Origin of the sequence: Pseudomonas sp. R4-34-07, assembly GCF_003852375.1 — a bacterium.
Classification (GTDB): domain Bacteria; phylum Pseudomonadota; class Gammaproteobacteria; order Pseudomonadales; family Pseudomonadaceae; genus Aquipseudomonas.
In genome coordinates this window covers 282692-300045 of sequence record NZ_CP027760.1, presented here as the reverse complement: position 1 = coordinate 300045, position 17354 = coordinate 282692, and the positions used below count along the sequence as shown (strand labels likewise).

At 61.0% G+C, this 17354-nt stretch carries 14 protein-coding genes; 2 read left to right on the top strand and 12 right to left on the bottom strand.

Annotation, left to right across the window (positions count from 1 at the left end; all coding sequences use genetic code 11):
- The first annotated feature begins 35 nt into the window (after window positions 1-35).
- On the top strand, window positions 36-662 hold the full coding sequence (locus tag C4J85_RS01190) for a bifunctional 2-polyprenyl-6-hydroxyphenol methylase/3-demethylubiquinol 3-O-methyltransferase UbiG (protein ID WP_124408804.1): 627 nt from the start codon (window positions 36-38) through the stop codon (window positions 660-662).
- Window positions 663-771: 109 nt separating this feature from the next.
- Here the strand turns inward: C4J85_RS01190 and C4J85_RS01185 are convergent, their stop codons facing one another.
- From C4J85_RS01185 to C4J85_RS01170, 4 genes are all read right to left on the bottom strand, one after another.
- The gene (locus tag C4J85_RS01185; RefSeq protein ID WP_124408803.1) at window positions 772-2961 is read right to left on the bottom strand and encodes a glycoside hydrolase; all 2190 of its coding nucleotides are present in this window, start codon (window positions 2959-2961) and stop codon (window positions 772-774) included.
- 249 nt (window positions 2962-3210) lie between these two features.
- Entirely contained in the window at window positions 3211-6267 is a 3057-nt protein-coding gene (locus C4J85_RS01180) for an efflux RND transporter permease subunit (protein ID WP_124408802.1), read from the bottom strand.
- A complete protein-coding gene (locus C4J85_RS01175; RefSeq protein WP_124408801.1) occupies window positions 6264-7334 on the bottom strand; it encodes an efflux RND transporter periplasmic adaptor subunit in 1071 nt (356 codons plus the stop codon). Before C4J85_RS01175 ends, C4J85_RS01180 begins: the two co-directional genes overlap by 4 nt.
- Window positions 7331-8413 (bottom strand): efflux RND transporter periplasmic adaptor subunit, encoded by a 1083-nt coding sequence (locus C4J85_RS01170; protein WP_124408800.1) that lies wholly within the window; start codon window positions 8411-8413, stop codon window positions 7331-7333. The genes C4J85_RS01175 and C4J85_RS01170 overlap by 4 nt, the downstream gene beginning before the upstream one ends.
- A 121-nt stretch (window positions 8414-8534) precedes the next feature.
- On the opposite strand from C4J85_RS01170, the gene C4J85_RS01165 reads away from it, so the two are divergent.
- Complete coding sequence (locus tag C4J85_RS01165) at window positions 8535-9695, top strand: AAA family ATPase (protein ID WP_124405997.1); 1161 nt, start codon at window positions 8535-8537, stop codon at window positions 9693-9695.
- 142 nt (window positions 9696-9837) lie between these two features.
- On the opposite strand, the gene C4J85_RS01160 is transcribed toward C4J85_RS01165, so the two are convergent.
- The 8 genes from C4J85_RS01160 to C4J85_RS01125 all read right to left on the bottom strand — a co-directional run bounded on the left by C4J85_RS01160 (window position 9838) and on the right by C4J85_RS01125 (window position 17125).
- Window positions 9838-10692, bottom strand: coding sequence for a transporter substrate-binding domain-containing protein (locus tag C4J85_RS01160; protein ID WP_124408799.1), 855 nt, complete (start codon window positions 10690-10692; stop codon window positions 9838-9840).
- Window positions 10689-11465 carry an amino acid ABC transporter ATP-binding protein gene (locus C4J85_RS01155; protein ID WP_124360767.1) on the bottom strand — a complete coding sequence of 259 codons (777 nt, stop codon included), beginning with the start codon at window positions 11463-11465 and terminating at the stop codon, window positions 10689-10691. Before C4J85_RS01155 ends, C4J85_RS01160 begins: the two co-directional genes overlap by 4 nt.
- On the bottom strand, window positions 11462-12121 hold the full coding sequence (locus C4J85_RS01150; RefSeq protein WP_124365403.1) for an amino acid ABC transporter permease: 660 nt from the start codon (window positions 12119-12121) through the stop codon (window positions 11462-11464). Before C4J85_RS01150 ends, C4J85_RS01155 begins: the two co-directional genes overlap by 4 nt.
- On the bottom strand, window positions 12102-12767 hold the full coding sequence (locus tag C4J85_RS01145) for an amino acid ABC transporter permease (RefSeq protein ID WP_124365402.1): 666 nt from the start codon (window positions 12765-12767) through the stop codon (window positions 12102-12104). Before C4J85_RS01145 ends, C4J85_RS01150 begins: the two co-directional genes overlap by 20 nt.
- 226 nt (window positions 12768-12993) lie before the next feature.
- Window positions 12994-14403, bottom strand: a complete 1410-nt coding sequence (locus C4J85_RS01140) for a TcdA/TcdB catalytic glycosyltransferase domain-containing protein (RefSeq protein WP_124408798.1) — start codon at window positions 14401-14403, stop codon at window positions 12994-12996.
- A gap of 277 nt (window positions 14404-14680) precedes the next feature.
- Window positions 14681-15463: a MetQ/NlpA family ABC transporter substrate-binding protein gene (locus C4J85_RS01135; RefSeq protein ID WP_124408797.1), complete on the bottom strand. Its 783-nt coding sequence runs from the start codon at window positions 15461-15463 to the stop codon at window positions 14681-14683.
- A 106-nt stretch (window positions 15464-15569) separates the two neighbouring features.
- Window positions 15570-16496, bottom strand: a complete 927-nt coding sequence (locus C4J85_RS01130) for a sigma 54-interacting transcriptional regulator (RefSeq protein ID WP_124408796.1) — start codon at window positions 16494-16496, stop codon at window positions 15570-15572.
- Window positions 16497-16543: 47 nt separating this feature from the next.
- Window positions 16544-17125 (bottom strand): alpha/beta hydrolase, encoded by a 582-nt coding sequence (locus tag C4J85_RS01125; protein ID WP_124408795.1) that lies wholly within the window; start codon window positions 17123-17125, stop codon window positions 16544-16546.
- Between the last annotated feature and the right edge of the window lie 229 nt (window positions 17126-17354).

Genomic DNA, 17354 nt, shown 5'->3' with positions numbered 1-17354 from the left:
TAGTCGGCGCATCCCAGCGCCCGGTATTGCCTGTCATGACCCTCAAGCCCGACGACCTCGACCAGATCACCGCCATCACCCTCGGCCATTACAACAAAGTGGCCGAAGACTTCCGCGAGGGCACCCGCGATCACGATGTGAGCCAGAACATCGACGCGTTGCTGCGGCACATCCAGGGCACGCCGCCGTTTACCGTGCTGGATTTTGGCTGCGGGCCGGGGCGGGATCTGCAGACCTTTACACGCCTGGGGCATATCGCCGTGGGGCTCGATGGTTCCGAGCGGTTTGCGCAGATGGCGCGGGACGACAGTGGCTGCGAGGTTTTGCAGCAGGACTTCCTCAAGCTGGACCTGCCCGACGGGCGCTTCGATGGGGTGTTTGCCAATGCGGTGCTGTTTCATATTCCCAAGCAGGAATTGCCGCGCGTTCTCAAACAACTGCATGGCACGTTGAAGCCTGGGGGCGTGCTGTTCAGCTCCAACCCTCGCGGTGACAACCAGGAAGGCTGGAATGGGCCACGGTATGGGTCTTATCACGATCTGGAGGCCTGGCAGGCATTGCTGACAACGGCGGGGTTTGTGGAGTTGGAGCACTATTACCGGCCGGCTGGATTGCCTCGGGAACAGCAGCCTTGGTTGGCCAGCGTTTGGCGTCGGGTTTAAGTGATGTATTGCCTGGGCTGACGCTATCGGGGGCAAGCCCCCTCCCACAGGGGAACGCATTCCAAATGTAGGAGGGGCGGTGCGACGATTCGACTTGCCCCCGATGGTCTCAGTCGCGCTGCTGCTCCAACTGATACACCACCGGCTTTTCACCCTCCACCAGCGCCGTCACACTGCGCCCGGCATAGCCTCGTTTTTCTCCCGCCGAGAAATTCGCCACCAGCCGCGTGCCATCGACAAACGTGGTTTGCTGCACCTGTTTATCTGCGGTCAGCCAGCGAAAATCAGTCATCGCCTGAGTCGCCAGGCGCTCATGCAGGGGACGGAAAAATCGGTCCTGGCGCTGGATCAACGGCAGCCGTTCCTTGAGCGTCGCAGCACTCAGGTGATACAGCGGCGGTACGTTGTAGAGCAACTGCGTCAGCTCATTTTCAGCCCGCACATTGCTCAGTTTGAGGCTATCGAACAGCCAGTGATGGGTGGTGATCACCGAACCATGGAACACCGCCTGGTACAGCGGCAGGCGCATCGTCGGATCGAAGTAGAGCGTGCGAAACGGCTCGTTCAGCGGCACCGACTTGAAGAACACCGCCGGTTGCTCCGGCGGATACCAGTTGCCCACGTAGTAGGGCGACTGTTTGTCCTGAGTCATGTCGCGATCCCCCCAGCCCAGCACCGGGGTTTGCATGCCATGGGCGAACAGGATCCCCTGGGCGGTGATGGCGTTGCCGTCTTCGGAGCCTGTCGGCAATTGCAGCGTGGTGTTCAGCCAACGGGACGCATCGATATTGCCTTCAGCGTTTTGCGCCTGGGTCATCGGTGCGCTGTCGCGGTAACTGTCGAGCAGCATGCTGGTAGCGTACGCATCGAGAAACCAGGCGTTGAAGCCGGCCCTGGCCTGTACGGCTTTCACCCGCGCTTCCAATAACGGCCGCACACAGCGCGGATCGGTGTAGTGGCCGGACCGCTGGAAGCCAGTCTTGAGCTGGCCGTCCTTCAATACAATGGCGCAGTCGCGGTAGGCCTTGCTGCCCAGGTGGGCGGTGGTCCAGTCGGGATTTTCGGTGGCGGACAACGCGGTTTGATAGGAGTCGTAGGGCGCCATCAGGTAGCCCGCGTCGACACCGGCGCGGATGGTTTCGGGGTGCCACAGGCCGCCTTCCCAGCCTTCGCCCAGGGTCAGCATCAAGCGTGGCAGCCCGGCGTCGCGCAGTGTCTGTACTACCTTGCTGCCCCAGGTGTCGGGGCTACCGCCGAGGGCCCCGGCAAAATCCACGGCCAATTCACGACGCAACTCACCGTAGCGGGCGGCAAGACGGGTCATATCGGGCTCGTCCACCTGCCAGCTCTGCCGGGCCTTCTGGTTGATCGCCGCGTTGAGGCCGCGCAACAGCACGGTTTGCTCGTAGCGATTCAACCTGCGCGGCTGCGCCAGCAGCGCTGCGGAGTCCTTGTCCAACAGGCCCTTGAGCGCATGATCGCGCAAGCGCTTGAGCAACAGCGGCCAATCACGCACATCCTCCAGCGCCAGCAGGTCATTGCCCCACAGGTAGGCATGGCTGGCGCCCAGCAGTTTTTGCGCGCCCGGCGTATGTCGCAGCTTGGCCTCCAAGGGTTCGTAACGGTCCTGTTCGACCAGCCATTGGCGATAGCGCTTGGCGCCGGCCAACGGGTCGCTTTCGCCCAGGTGCAACAACAGGGTCATGGGCGCGGCAGGTGCGAGCGACGTGAACTCATGGGCCAACGACAACGCCTGGCCTTGCCAGCGCAGGCGGTTGTTGTAGGGATTGGTCAGCAGCCAGTTCAAGGTAAAGGCGCCGTGATCGACACCCCACAGCGGCAGGCTGAGGTCCTGGGTGGTGTTGATATCGCCCTGCGCCACCAGGAAATCGCTCCACAGGGCATTGCCGGCCGGCACGTAATGCCCTTCGGCCAACGGCCACATAACCCCCTTGCCCAGGGCGCTCGCCGGCTGCACAAGGATCGGCAGTTCACCGTCTTCCCGCGCCCTGATCGACAGCAGCAGGTCGCGCTGCTCAAGGCTGGCAGTCACGCGATAGGCACCGTCGTCCCACTGCCAACTGACCTGTTGATCGTTTTGTGCGAGTTGACTGACGGCGCGGGCCGATACGCCTTGGGAGGCTTGAACCTCGGGTTGGCCGCTGGGTGTCACACGGATGGCGAGGGTGGCCGGGTCGAGTTCGACTCGCCACAACGGGTTTTCCAGTACGGTGCTGGCAAAGGCCAGGGGCGACAGGAAGCAGCAACAGATCAGCAAGGTATGACGCAGACGGCTCATGGCAGGCGACCGTTGAAAGGTGGAGGCCGGAGGGTAAAACACTCAACGGGTGACCAGGGCAACACCCGTCGCTTCCGGAAGTTTCCCACGTCTCAAAGATCGTTCCCACGCTCCGCGTGGGAATGCGGCCCGTGACGCTCCGCGTCACCTGTGCGCAGTAGCCGAAATTTGCAGCGCTTGGCGGGACGCGGAGCGTCCCAGGAGGCGTTACCACGCGGAGCGTGGGAACGATCAGCCCCGCTCACATTTTTAACCGCGTTCTTCCTGCTTTGGCTCGCGGATCTTGTACCAGGCCACATACAGCGCCGGCAGGAACAACAGCGTCAGCAAGGTGGCGATGATGATCCCGCCAATCATCGCGTAGGCCATCGGCCCCCAGAACACTTCCCGGGCAATCGGGATCATGCCCAGGCTCGCCGCAGCCGCCGTGAGCAGGATCGGCCGGCGCCGATGCTCGGTGGCCTCCACCACGGCGTCCCACGGTGTGTAGCCGGCCACTTCATATTCGTGGATTTGCGTCACCAGGATCACCGAGTTGCGGATGATGATGCCGATCAGCGCGAGGATACCGAGGATAGCCACAAACCCCATGGGCGTGCCCGTGGGAATCAGCGCCAGCACCACGCCGATCAGCCCCAGCGGCGCGACACTCGCCACCAGGAACATCTTCTGCACGCTGTGCAGTTGGATCATCAGGAACGTGGCCATGAGGAACAGCATCAGCGGCACCACGCTGGCAATCGGGCCCTGGGCCTTGCCGCTTTCTTCCACGGTGCCGCCGGTGGCGACTTTGTAACCCGCCGGCAGGCCGTCGCTGAACTTCTGAATAGTCGGCGCCAGCTGCTTGACCAGGTCGGTCGGCTGCATCTCGTCGCGCACTGCGGCCTTGATAGTGATGGTCGGCTTGCGGTCGCGACGCCACACCAGCGGCTGCTCCAGCTCGTAACGCACGGTGGCGAAGGCCAGCAGCGGAATCGAGGTGCCGTTGGGCGTGACGATCTGCAGGTTCTGCAAGGTTTCCGGCGTACCGCGTTCGGCGTCCTCGGCGCGGCCGACCACGTTGATCAGGTAGATATCGTCGTGCACCTGGGTCACCGAGGCGCCGCTGACCACGCTGTTCATCAACTGCGCCACGTCTTCCGACGACAGCCCCAGTTGCCGTGCCTTATCCTGGGCGATGTCGACGCGCAGCACTTTGCCCGGCTCGTTCCAGTCGTAGATGATCTCGCCCAGGTGGGTGTTCTGGTCGAGCAAGGTCGCCAGTTCGATGGCGTGCTTGCGCACCTGGTCGGTGTCTTTGCCGGACACGCGGTACTGGATCGGCCGTCCCACCGGCGGGCCCATTTCCAGCGGCTGCACGAAACTGCCGATGCCGACGAAGTCATCGCGCAGGCGCTTTTGCAGGCGCGCAATCAAAGCGCCACGCTCTTCCAGGCCCTTGCTGACGATCACCAACTGCGCGTAGTAGGGGTTTTCAAGTTGCTGGTCCAGGGGCAGGTAGAAACGGATCGCACCCTGGCCGATGTAGGTGCTCCAGCGCGTAATGTCCGGGTCGTCCTTGATGATCGCTTCCAGACGGTCGACCGCCTTGCGCGTCTCGTTGATCGAGGCGTTTTGCGGCAGGTTGAGGTCGACGAGGATTTCCGGGCGATCCGAGGACGGGAAGAACTGGTTCTGCACAAATTGCATGGAGAACACCGACGCCACAAACAGGCCCACGGTGATGCCGATGGCCCACCAGCGGTTGCGCATGGCCCACAACATGCCGCCATTGAACGCGCGGCCGATGCGCCCCGGCTCGGCGCTATGGGGCTTCACATTGGCGCTGAGGATATGCACGCCGATCACTGGCGCAAACAGCACCGCCACCACCCACGACACCAACATCGCCACGGCAATCACCGCGAACAAGGTGAAGGTGTACTCACCCGCCGAACTGGCGTTGAGGCCAATCGGCACGAAACCGGCGACGGTCACCAGCGTGCCGGTGAGCATCGGAAACGCTGTGGAGGTGTAAGCGTAGGTGGCGGCCTGCTCCTTGGTTTCGCCTTTTTCCAGGCGTGTGATCATCATCTCCACGGTGATCATCGCATCGTCCACCAGCAGGCCGAGGGCGATGATCAAGGCGCCCAACGACACCCGTTGCATAGTGATGCCGCTGTATTCCATGAACACGAACACCAGGGCCAGCACCAACGGAATCGAGCACGCCACCACCAGCCCGGCACGCATGCCCAGGCTGATAAAGCTCACCACCAGCACGATGATCACCGCTTCGAACAACGCGCTGGTAAAGCCACCGACGGCCTCTTCCACCACTTCGGCCTGGTCCGAAACTTTGTGCACACCGACGCCCACCGGCAGGTCGGCGGTCAGCTCATCCATGCGCCCGTGCAGCGCCTTGCCGAACGACTGGATATTGCCGCCCTTCTGCATCGCAATCGCCAAACCGATCGCCGGCTTGCCGTTGAAACGGAACATCGGCCGCGCCGGGTCGACGTAGCCCCGGCTGATGTCGGCAATGTCGGCCAGGCGATAGAAGCGGTCATTCAGGCGCAGGTTGACGTTGGCCAGGTCCTTCTCCGAGGCGAACTGCCCCGAGGTGCGCACGGAAATCCGCTCCGGCCCGGCCTCGATCACCCCGGCGGGGGTCACGGCATTTTGCGATTGCAGGCTTTGCACGACCTGGCGCTGATCGATGCCCAAGGCCGCCAGTTTGCGTGTGGAAAAATTCAGGTAAATCACTTCGTCCTGCTGGCCGATCATCTCGACCTTGCCCAGCCCCGGCACCGAGCGGATTTCAGCGCGCACCTGCTCCACGTAGTCGCGCAACTGGCGCATCGACAGGCCATCGCCGGTGAAGGCGTACACCGAGCCGAACACATCACCGAACTCGTCGTTGAACGACGGCCCCTGCAAGCCCTGGGGGAAGGTGCCGCGAATATCGTCGATCTTCTTGCGAACCTGGTACCAGATCTCCGGGATAGCCTTGGCGCTGGTGGTGTCCTTGAGGAACACGAACACGGTGGATTCGCCCGGCCGGGTGTAGCTCTTCACATAATCGAGGGAGTCGAGTTCCTCGAGTTTTTTCTCGATGCGGTCGGTGACCTGCTTGAGGGTTTCTTCCTGGGTCGCGCCCGGCCAGCGGGTCTGGATGACCATGGTCTTGATGGTGAACGAGGGGTCTTCCTCGCGGCCCAGGTTCATGTACGAAAACACGCCCATCAGCAGCGCGACGAACATCAGGTACCAGACGAAGGACTGATGCTTGATGGCCCAGTCGGATAAGTTGAAGCTGCCTTTCATCGCGGGCTGTCCTCGTCGACTTTGACTTTCTGCCCGGGTTTCAGGCTGTTCACACCGGCGGTGACGACGCGCTCGCCGGGCTTGATGCCACCATTGAGCACTGCGCTGTCGGCGTCACGGCTGATAACCGTGATGTCACGCGGTTGCACTGTCTGGCTCTGGGTGTCGAGCAACCAGATGCGGGTCTTGCCGTCGACTTCCTGCAAGGCGCTCAACGGCAGCTCGATACGCGGCGCGATGGCGCTGCTCAAGGTCACGCTGATGGCGGTGCCCAGGCGAAACGCGGTGGGGGTGTCAGTCAGGCTCAAGCGTGCGCGACGGGTACGCGTGGCGCTTTGGGCCTGGGGCTCGATCTCGCGCACGATGGCGGTGGTGTGCACGCTGGGGTCCAGTTGCCCGGCCACCAAAAACACCACATCCGCCGGCAGGCGCTCGGCCAGGCCGGCGGGCAGGTCGATCACCGCTTCCTTGATGTCCGGGCGGGCCAGGGTCACCACTTGCTGGCCGGCGCTGACCACCTGGCCGGCCTCGGCGTTCCAGGCGGTGACGATGCCGGCGTGGTCGGTGCGCAGCTCGGCGTAGTTGAGCTGGTCCTTGGCTTGATTGACCGAGGCGCGAGCCTGGTCGAGGGTCGCCTGGGTGGTTTTCAGGTCGGTCTGGGCCACATCCAACTGCGCCTGAGCACCGACGCCACGGTCGAACAGCTCTTGCTGGCGGCGGGCATTGGCCTGGGCATTGATGAACTGTGCCTGCACCCGCGCCAGGTCGCCCTGGGCGGCGCGCAATTGGTTCTGCTGGTCGGTGGGGTCGAGGACGGCGAGCAAGGCGCCCTTCTCCACCTCGGCGCCAACGTCCACCGCGCGGCGGGCGATACGGCCCGGCACACGGAAACCCAGGTTACTTTCGTAGCGGGCCTGAATGGTGCCGGCAAAGCGGCCAAGGTGTGCCTGGTCTTCGGCCTTCACCTCCATGGACAACACCGGGCGCACCGGTTCGGGCGGCGCGTCTTCCTTGGAGCAGGCCACCAGCAACAGGCTGGCGGCGAGGATCACCGTCAGGTGCTTCATGGCTGGGCTCCTTGCTGGGCGATTTCGACGAGCATGCCGGGGTGCAGCAATTGCCCACCGGCCACCACGACTTTTTCGCCGCCTTTAAGGCCGTCGCCGATGATCACTTTGCCGGTGAGGTACCGCGCCACCGTGACCTTGTGCAGTTGCGCCTTGCCGTCGCCGTCTACCAGCCACACGGCGGGTTCGCTGAGGTCCTTGGTCAAGGCCGACCACGGCAACTCGATGCTGGCCTTGGCCGGGCCATTGGCGGTGGCGCTCACCACCGAGCCCAGTTCCATGCCTTTGGGCAGGCTTTGCAGGGCAATCTTCACTTGCACGGTGCCAGTATTGGCGGCCACGGCAGGGGTGACTTCGCGGACTCTGCCCACTGTCTTGATGCTCGGGTTATCCAGCAGGCTGACGGTGATCGGCGCGTCCGGCGGCGGCTCCACCAGCAGGGATTCGTAAACGTTGAACACCGCGTCGCGTTCGCCATCGCGGGCCAGGCTAAAGATCGGCACGGTGGCTTGTACGACCTGGCCGACTTCAGCCTGGCGCGCCGTGATGATGCCCGGCGCATCGGCGATCAGCGCGGTATAGCCAAGTTGCTCACGGGCGTTGGCCAACTGCGCCTGGGCGGCGGCCAAGGCGCTTTGGCTGCTGCGCAACGCGGCCTGGGCGGCGTCGTATTCGCTGCGGCTGGTGTAGCCCTTGGGCAAGAGTTTTTCCTGACGCACGAAGGCGGCGGCGGTTTGCTTGACCCGCGCCTGCTCGGCCACGACCTGGGCCTGGGCGGAATCGACGTTGGTTTGCAGGTCCTTGGGGTCGAGCTTGGCCAGCACTTGCCTGGCTGTCACCCGATCACCGACGTCGACCAGGCGCTGGATGATCTTGCCACCTACCCGAAAGGACAAATCGGTTTGCACCCGCGCCTGGACATCTCCGGTCAGCGTGACCGCTGCGGCGAAATCCGCCGGCTGCACGGTTTGCACGAACACCCGTGAATGGGCCTTGGGCTCGGTCTTTTCCTGGCCACAACCGCCCAGCAGCGTCAGTAAGCCAAGCCCGAATAAAAATGTGGAAATGCGACCGCCCATGCAGGCTCCTTTTGCGTGATGCCGACGTGCCAGTGTGTATGCGACTGTGAGCTTAGATCAGGGTTCCTTATCTGCATGGAGGATCCCATACTTCAATGGTTCCCCTACCGACTCAATTGCCATGCTCAAGACCCTCGCGGTGGCCAATTACCGCTCGATCAATAAATTGGTGGTGCCCCTGGGCCGCTTGAATCTGGTGACAGGCCCCAACGGCAGCGGCAAGTCCAATCTGTATCGCGCCCTGCGCCTGCTGGCTGAAACTGCCCAGGGCGGGGTGATCAATGCACTGGCCCGGGAAGGCGGGCTGGACTCGACGTTCTGGGCCGGGCCGGAAACCATCAGCCGGCGCATGCACAGCGGCGAAGTGCCGGTGGAGGCTGTCGTGCGCAAGGGCGTCAAGCGTCTGCGCCTGGGGTTCGCCGCCGAAGATTTCAGCTACGCGATCTCCCTGGGCTTGCCGGAACTCACCCAGTCGTTTTTCAGCCTCGACCCGGAAGTGAAGAGGGAATGCATCTGGGCCGGGCACGTCTACCGCCCGGCCAGCCTGTTGGTACAGCGTTCCGGGCCGTTGGTACGCGCTCGCGAAGGCCGCGCCTGGGATGTACTGGCCCAGCACACGCCGAACTATCACAGCCTGTTCGACCAAGTCGGCAGTTTGCGTGGCTCGCCGGAAGTATTGCTGCTGCGCGAGAGCATTCGTGGCTGGCGCTTTTATGATCACTTTCGCAGCGACGTGGACGCGCCAGTGCGCCAACCGCAGTTAGGCACCCGCACGCCGGTGCTGCATCACGACGGGCGCGATTTGGCCGCAGCGTTGCAAACCATTCGTGAAATTGGCGACCCCGAGGCGTTACAGCGCGCAGTCAGCGATGCGTTTCCAGGCGCGCGCTTAAATATCCAACCGTTACAGGGCGGGCGCTTTGCCATCGAGTTTTACCAGGAAGGTCTGCTGCGCCCGTTGTCGGCGGCAGAGTTGTCGGACGGCACCTTGCGCTACCTGCTGCTGATCGCCGCGCTGCTGACGCCACGGCCGCCGACCATGATGGTGCTGAACGAGCCTGAAACCAGCTTGCATCCGGACCTGTTGCCGGCGTTGGCGCGCTTGATCATCCAGGCGTCGGCGCAGTGCCAGGTGTGGGTGGTGTCCCATGCCAGCCGCTTGATTGCGGCGCTGCAGCAGGATGAGGAGTGCAATTCGATTGTGCTGGAGAAGGTGCTGGGGGAGACGCGAGTGGTGGGCCAGGGGATGCTGGATGCGCCGGCGTGGCAGTGGCCGGAATAGGGGGTGACTGCACAGGCCTCATCGGGGGCAAGCCCCCTCCCACATTTGGATATATGCACAAATCAGAACCTGTGAACCCAATCCAGTGTGGGAGGGGGCTTGCCCCCGATGGCGGCGGAACAGCCAACACAAAGGCCAGGCCTCAGCCCTGCCACTTCCCGCCTTCAACAATCACACTCTCAGGCTTGGTGTCATCGCTCAGCTCTTTACGCACATATTGGTCATAGAGCTTGAGCAAGAACTTCTCTTCGCCCAACTTCGCCAACTCCGCATTCACCCAGTCGCGCAGTTCGATATTGCCCTTCTTCACCGCCGGGGCAATCGGTGCTTCGTCACCGAGCTTCTGCTCCAGCACGCGGTAGCCGGGGTTCTGCTTGGCCCAGCTGAACAGCACCAGGTTGTCCTGGGCGTAGGCATCGCCACGGCCGGCCGACAGCGCTTGCAGCGACTCGGAGTTTTTCTCGAACTTGAGCAGTTTCCAGTCCGGGTGGTGCCTGGTCAGCCAGATGTCGGCAGTGGTGCCGGTGGTGACAATGGTGGTGCGGGTGGCCAGGTCATCCAGGTTCTTGACCGGGCTGTCGCTCGGCACCAGCGCCTGTACCGCCACTTTCAGGTTGGGGTTGGTGAAATCCACCGCTTCCTTGCGCTCAGGGGTCACGGTCATGTTGGCGAGGATCAGGTCGACTTTGTCGCTTTGCAGGAATGGGATACGGCTGGCCGGCTCCACGGCGACGAACTCGACTTTGTTTTCATCGCCCAACAGGTCCTTGGCGAATTGGCGGCCGATGTCGGTATCGAAGCCGACGTAGCGGCCGGCTTCGTTAACGAAGCCGAACGGCGGTTTGTCGGTGAAGACGCCGACGATCAGCTTGTCGCGGGCCTTGATCTTATCGATGGCACTCACCGCGCTGGCGGCAGGTTTGGCAGGCTCTTCGGCCTTCTTGTCGCAGCCGGCCAGTAACGCGACGGCAAACAGTGGCAGCAGTAACTTTTTCATAGCAGCTCCGGTTCCTTGATCTTTCTGGGCAGTGTTGAAACAAAGGAGAACTTCTCCAGGAACTGCTGCGCGCGTGCGGTTTGCGGGTTCGTAAAGAATGCCTCGGGGGTGTTGTGTTCGAGGATGCGACCGGCCTCCATAAACACCACGCGGTCGGCGACGGCGCGGGCGAAGGCCATTTCGTGGGTGACAATCAGCAGGGTCATGCCGTCGCGGGCCAGGTCCTGGATGACTTCCAGCACTTCCTTGACCATTTCCGGGTCGAGGGCAGCGGTGACTTCGTCAAACAGCATGACCTGCGGGTTCATGCACAGCGAACGGACGATGGCGATGCGTTGCTGCTGGCCGCCGGAAAGCTGGCGTGGGAAGGCGTCGCGCTTGTCGGCCAGGCCCACGCGCGCCAGCAGTTTTTCCGCCTGCTCACGCGCTTCACGCGGGTCGCGCTTTTGCACCTTCAAGGGGCCGAGCAGAATGTTGTCGAGCACGCTCATGTGCGGGAACAGGTGGTAGCTCTGGAACACCATGCCGATGTCCTGGCGCACCTGGCGCCAGTCGGTATGTTTTGCCAACAGCTCGTTGCCGGCGAACCGCAAGTGCCCGCTGTGAGCCACTTCCAAGCCATTGAGGCAGCGCAGCAAGGTGCTTTTGCCGCAACCACTGGGGCCGAGGATCACCACCACTTCGCCGCTGTGCACGCTCAGGTCGATGCCCTTGAGCACCTGCTGTTCGCCGAAGAATTTGTTGAAACCCTGAAACTCGATCAATGCGCTCATGCTTGGGCCCAGCGCCGTTCCAGCACCTTGGAGGCGGCCGACAACGGGTAGCAGATAAAGAAGAAAAACAGGAACAGCGCGCCGTAGATCAACACCGACTCATAGGTGCGCTCGATGATTTGCTGGCCGACCTTGATCACATCCACTACGCCGATCAGCACCGCCAGGGAGCTGGTCTTGATGATCCGCGTGTAGACATTGATGGTCGGCGGCGTCATGCGTTTCAGGGCCTGGGGCAGCAGCACGTAGCCGTACAGCTGCGGGTCGGACAGCCCGATCGACAAGCCGGCTTCGCGCTGGCCACGGGGCAGCGAATGCAAGGCGCCGCGCACCACTTCGCCGACTTCACTGGCGCCCCACAACGACAACACCAGCACCGCACACCAGAAACTGGGGATGCTCAGGCCGAAGAAGATCGGCAGGCCGAAAAACAACAGGTACAGCCAGACCAGCACCGGGATGGCGCGAAACAGCTCCAGGTAAACCCGCAGCAGCGCATTGATCACGCGGTTGTCCAAGGTGCGCAATACGCCATACAACACGCCGCCGACCGTGCTGAAGGCGATGCTCAAGAACGAAATCGACAGGGTTTGCGCAGCGCCCTTGCCCAGTTGCGGCAACGACACCCATAACAATTCAAGACCCGAACTGGCCATGCTGGAGCCTCCTTTCCAAGCGGCTGAGCAACAGCGACAACGGCAAGAACAGCAGCACGCAGATCAGCGTCAATACGGCGAGCATTTCGTAGGTCTTGTAGTAGAGCGCGATGTAGCTCTTGGTGGTGTAGAGAATCTCCGGCACCGCCACAGCGGAAACCACCGTGGTCTCCTTGAGCAGAAAGATGAAATTGGCGAACAGCGCCGGCAGGCTGAGGATGCCGGCCTGGGGCAGAATCACATGGCGCAGCAGCTGCCAGTCGGACAGGCCGATGGACTTGCCTGACTCGATCTGCGCCGTTGGCACCGCTTCCACACCGGCGCGCAGCACTTCGGTGAGGTAGGCGCCGCCGAGGAAGGTCATGGTGATGATCGCCGCCCAGAACCCGGAAATATTCAAGCCCAGGGCCGGCAGCGCGAAATACACGAAGAACAGTTGAATCAGCAGCGGCGTGTTACGCGCCAGCTCTACATACAGCGCCACCAACCGCGACAGGTAGGGGGTGCGAAACACCAACAGCGCTGCGTTGATCAGCGCCACCAGCAAGGAGGTGGCAATGGCGATCAGACCCACTTGCAGCGTCACCCCGACCGCTTTCAGAAATGCCGGCAGGGTGCTGAGGATAAAAGCAAAATCGAAGGTCATCTTGAGTCCATGACGCCGCAGGATAATGTGGCGAGCGCTGTCCGTTCCGGCGTGGGTAACGTCGGGTAGCGCGAACTTTAAAGGTATAAAAAGAAAAATTTAAATACCGAAATAGCATATTAATATCACCCAAATAGCTAACTTATTGGGGGATTGCTTAACCGAGCGCGAGACGTGAACGCGTCGATAAAAAAGCCCCGCCGACAGGCGAGGCTCTCAACACTATTTAGCCCCTCTTCAGCGCGTCGGGCTGGCCGCCACCGGCCATTGCTTTGGTAGCGCTGTTTTGCTGCTCTTCGGTCTCAAAATTGACGTAGTTGTCGGGGAATTTGAAATGGGAATCCACGAGCTTCCAGTACTCTTCGTTTTGCGGCTTTGCTTTGTCCCATATTCGATCAGCCAGAGAGCGGGCATCGCTGCGCACCAGATCCGGCTGCCCCTTCGCTTGCTGTATCACTTTGTCGACGTGCCCGCGTAATGCATTGGGGCCGGTGGTTTCAATCGTGCTTTTATTCGGGCGACTGAAGTAACGGTCACCGCCGTACTCATTGCCCTTCATGGAACGGTAGTTGTTGCCGATGTCATCAATCAGGCTGGACAGCATCGCACTCTGGGCATGGCTGGAAAATAAGGCGTTGGCGAAATAAGGGGTGGCGCTGCCCTTTGCGTCATTTTTGCCTTCAGCCATGCCGACCAGCATTAAATCGGGATGGGCATGCAGTGCGCCATCGAGGGGTCGTACGCTCTCCAGATCAATATCCGTATAAGTGCCCGCATAACGATTGACGATTTCATAACGTGCCACGTCCGAGGCTGCAGCATAGCCACCGTTGCGTCCGATAATTTCGTGTTGATACACGTCTTTGTTCTGTAATCGAATGTCCGAGGGATTGCTCAGGTCACGAATCTGAATGTTCTTTTGATCGGCAAACCGCTCTTTTAAACTCGTCAGCGTACTGATATCACGGGGAGGGTTACTCGCGTAACGGTCCCAGGATTTTGTCGTCTGGTCCAGAATCACGGCTTCTGCTTGATAAAACTTATCGTCGGTGCGCTGCGCGTAACGCTCAAATCCGTCAAGTACCTGCCGAGCGTTAGCAGCCGTCACGTTTCCACCTTCGGGCAGCAGTAGCGCTTTCAACTGTTTGTTACTCGAGGCAGACAGCTCTTTGTTCAACTCGCTGATGACTTGTGACTGTTCTGCAGGTTTACGCTGCCTGGGAGATTCCATAGTCACTTTGAGCTGGCTGAATAAACCGCGAATGGGACGCTCTGATTGATAGCCTGGATAAATAGCTTCCGCTTTTGCCTGCGCGGACTTATTCGTGGCGTAAGCATCAAATTGAGTGGAATCCACCCAAAGCGTGACTTCATGGTTAGGGTTCTTGGATGCCCACTGACGCAAGTATTCATCCTGCTTGGCGCTTGGTTCCGAGCCCACCCACACCATATGGATATTGTTCGGGACGGGCTTGAATTCGCTTAGAGGGTAGGTGGATTCAAAGCTCTTAGGGCTCTGGGGCTGGGCCGCTACCGGACTCATGCTTGGGGAGGTGGTGAGCAGTTGATGCGAAGAGACATGCTGAGTCATAACTATTGGCTCCAAAAAGCTGACAACACTTGCCGGCGCCTCCATGCGTTAACTCCTTCATCGACTCTAAGCCTGCGGGTAAAAAAACAAAAAAACAAAGATACAAATGTAAGATTATTTAAGAAACATAAGCCGGCAATTCAAGAAAACATTCAATGGAACTAATCCACAAACAAAACCAATAAACTCCCTTAATGTAACGGGTATAAAGTTGCGCTCCACAACTTAACGCCTCACTTCGACGCCTTGTATCTGTCACAAAAAAACGCCGGCGCTTTATTAGCCACCGGCGTTGAAACCTTGAAGGGGGTTTTGACTTACATCAGAACGCTGGCACGACCGCGCCGTTGTACTTCTTCTCGATGAAGGCTTTGACTTCGGGGCTGGTCAGGGCCTTGGCCAGTTTCTGGATCGCGTCACTGTCCTTGTTGTCCGGGCGAGCGACCAGGAAGTTCACGTAGGGCGACTTGGCGTCTTCGATGATCAGCGCGTCTTTGGCTGGGTTCAGGCCGGCTTCCAGCGCGTAGTTGGTGTTGATCACGTCCAGGTCAACCTGGTCGAGTACGCGGGGCAGCAGCGCCGACTCCAACTCCTTGAATTTGAGGTGCTTGGGGTTGTCTTTGATGTCCTTGAGCGTGGACAACGGGTTGGTCGGGTCTTTCAGGGTGATCAGACCGTTCTTCTGCAGCAGCAACAGGGCGCGACCACTGTTGGAGCCTTCGTTCGGGATGGCCACAGTGGCGCCATCTTTGAGCTCAGAGATGTTTTTGACTTTTTTCGAGTACCCGCCGATAGGTTCAACGTGCACGCCGACCACGGTCACCAGGTTAGTGCCTTTGCCCTCGTTGAAGTTTTCCAGGTACGGCAGGGTCTGGAAGTAGTTGGCGTCCAGGCGCTTCTCGGCCACTTGCACGTTCGGCTGTACGTAGTCGGTAAAGACTTTGATCTGCAGGTCTACGCCTTCCTTGGCCAGGGTTGGCTTGACCAGCTCAAGGATCTCGGCGTGCGGGATCGGGGTGGCGGCCACCACCAGTTTCTCGTTGGCCTGGGCGAAGCTGGCAGTCAGGGCAGCCGCCAGTGCGGTAAACAACAGAACCTTTTTCATGCAATGTCCTTCTAACGACCGTTTTTATGTGGAGTGCCAGCGAAGTGCTATCGCGGCGTGGAGTGGACAATACCTAGATTTTTTATTCCCGAACAATATCTTTTATTCACGTTGATATTCCATTTTGCTCATACAGGAAGGTACGCAGCGTCTCCCGTTCGGTGGGACTGGCGTTCGCGAAAATCCGCTGCACCAGCTCCAAGGGCGAGCCGGCGGCGGGAAGGTTCAGATGCTCGGGCAGAATCTCATCGCCGCTGCTCACCAACAGGGCAAAGTGGATAACGTTTTCCAGCTCGCGGGTATTACCCGGCCAGCTATGACGTTCCAGCACGCGCTGGGCGGCGTCGCTGATCAGCGGCACCGGCAGTTCCAGGCGCTGGCTGTAGATGCCCAGGAAGTATTCGGCCAGGGACAGGATGTCGCCGACCCGCTCGCGCAATGCCGGCAGGTCCAATTGACCTTCGCTCAGATAATGGAACAGGCGCTCATGGAACTTGCCCGCTGCCACCGCCTGGGCCAGGTCGATGCTGGTGGCGGCCACCAGGCGCACGTCCACCGGGCTGGGTTGGTGGGCGCCGACGCGGGTGACTTCGTGGTTTTCCAGAGCGGCGAGCAATTTGACTTGGATCGGCAACGGCAAATCGCCGATTTCGTCCAGGTACAGCGTGCCGCCATTGGCCGAACCGAACCACCCCGCCCGGCTGCTCGCCGCGCCGCTATGGCTGCCGGCGGCATAGCCGAACAGCTCCGCGTCGGCGTAAGTCGGGCTGATCGCGCCGCAATTGACCGACACAAACAAGCCCGAGCGATCACTGCCACGGTGAATATGCCGCGCCAGCAGCTCTTTGCCGCTACCGGTCTCGCCGCGAATCAACACGGGCAGCGCACGCGGTGCGAGATTTTCCAGCTCTTCGCGCAGTTGCCGCGAACGTGGGTCGACGAACACCAGCGCCTTGGCGCGGATGCTCAGCGGGCTCTTTTCGGCATCGGGGAAGGTCAGCAATGGCTGGCCGTAGGTTTCATGCAGACTCATGGCAGGCTCCCGCCCCCATCCACTCAGGGACAGGGCGTTGAAATAGGTTATGCACGGCGCCGAGCGTGATGCTCGAGGCGAATTTGCAGGCGATAGAGGTACGCGAAACCCTGCTCCCAGCGTTGGTGGCCGGACTTCACATTGATATGCCCGGCCCCCGACAGGATGCCGGCTTCGGCGCCCCAGTGACGCGCCAGCTCCAATGCCCGTGGCGCGCTGACGGCGCTGTCGTTGTCGGAACTGACCACTTGGCTGGGAAACGGCAACAGGTCGGTAGGAATCGGCGCAAAGTTGCGCAGGGCGGGGGCGCAGGCCGGACGTTCGACATCCGCCGGGGCCACCAGCAAGGCACCGCGCACCTGGCGCAGGAAATTCACCGGCGCGGTGGCGGCCCAATGCGCCACGGTGATGCAACCCAGGCTATGGGCGATCAGGATCACCGGCGTGCTGTCGGCGGCGATGGCCTCGGCCAACGCCGCTACCCAGTCTTCGCGGCGCGGGGTCAGCCAGTCATCCTGCTCCACGCGCGCGCTGTTGGGCAGGCTGTTCTGCCAGTGACTTTGCCAATGATTTTCTGGCGATCCTTGCCAGCCCGGCACGATCAGGTAACGAATCGATTCGCTGTGCATGGGTGTGCCCTCCTGCAGCGTTTAACGTTGCTGACCAGTATAGGGACGCGGTTTATATTCGTTAAGGAATAAGAAGCTATTTATTAATAACCAAAATCTCAATCCCGCATGCGGTCAAAATGTGGGAGGGGGCTTGCCCTAATGCCAGTCAGTTAAGGACGAACACTGTACCTGTGGCGAGGGAGCTTGCTCCCGCTGGGCCGCGAAGCGGCCCCAAAAATGGGACTGC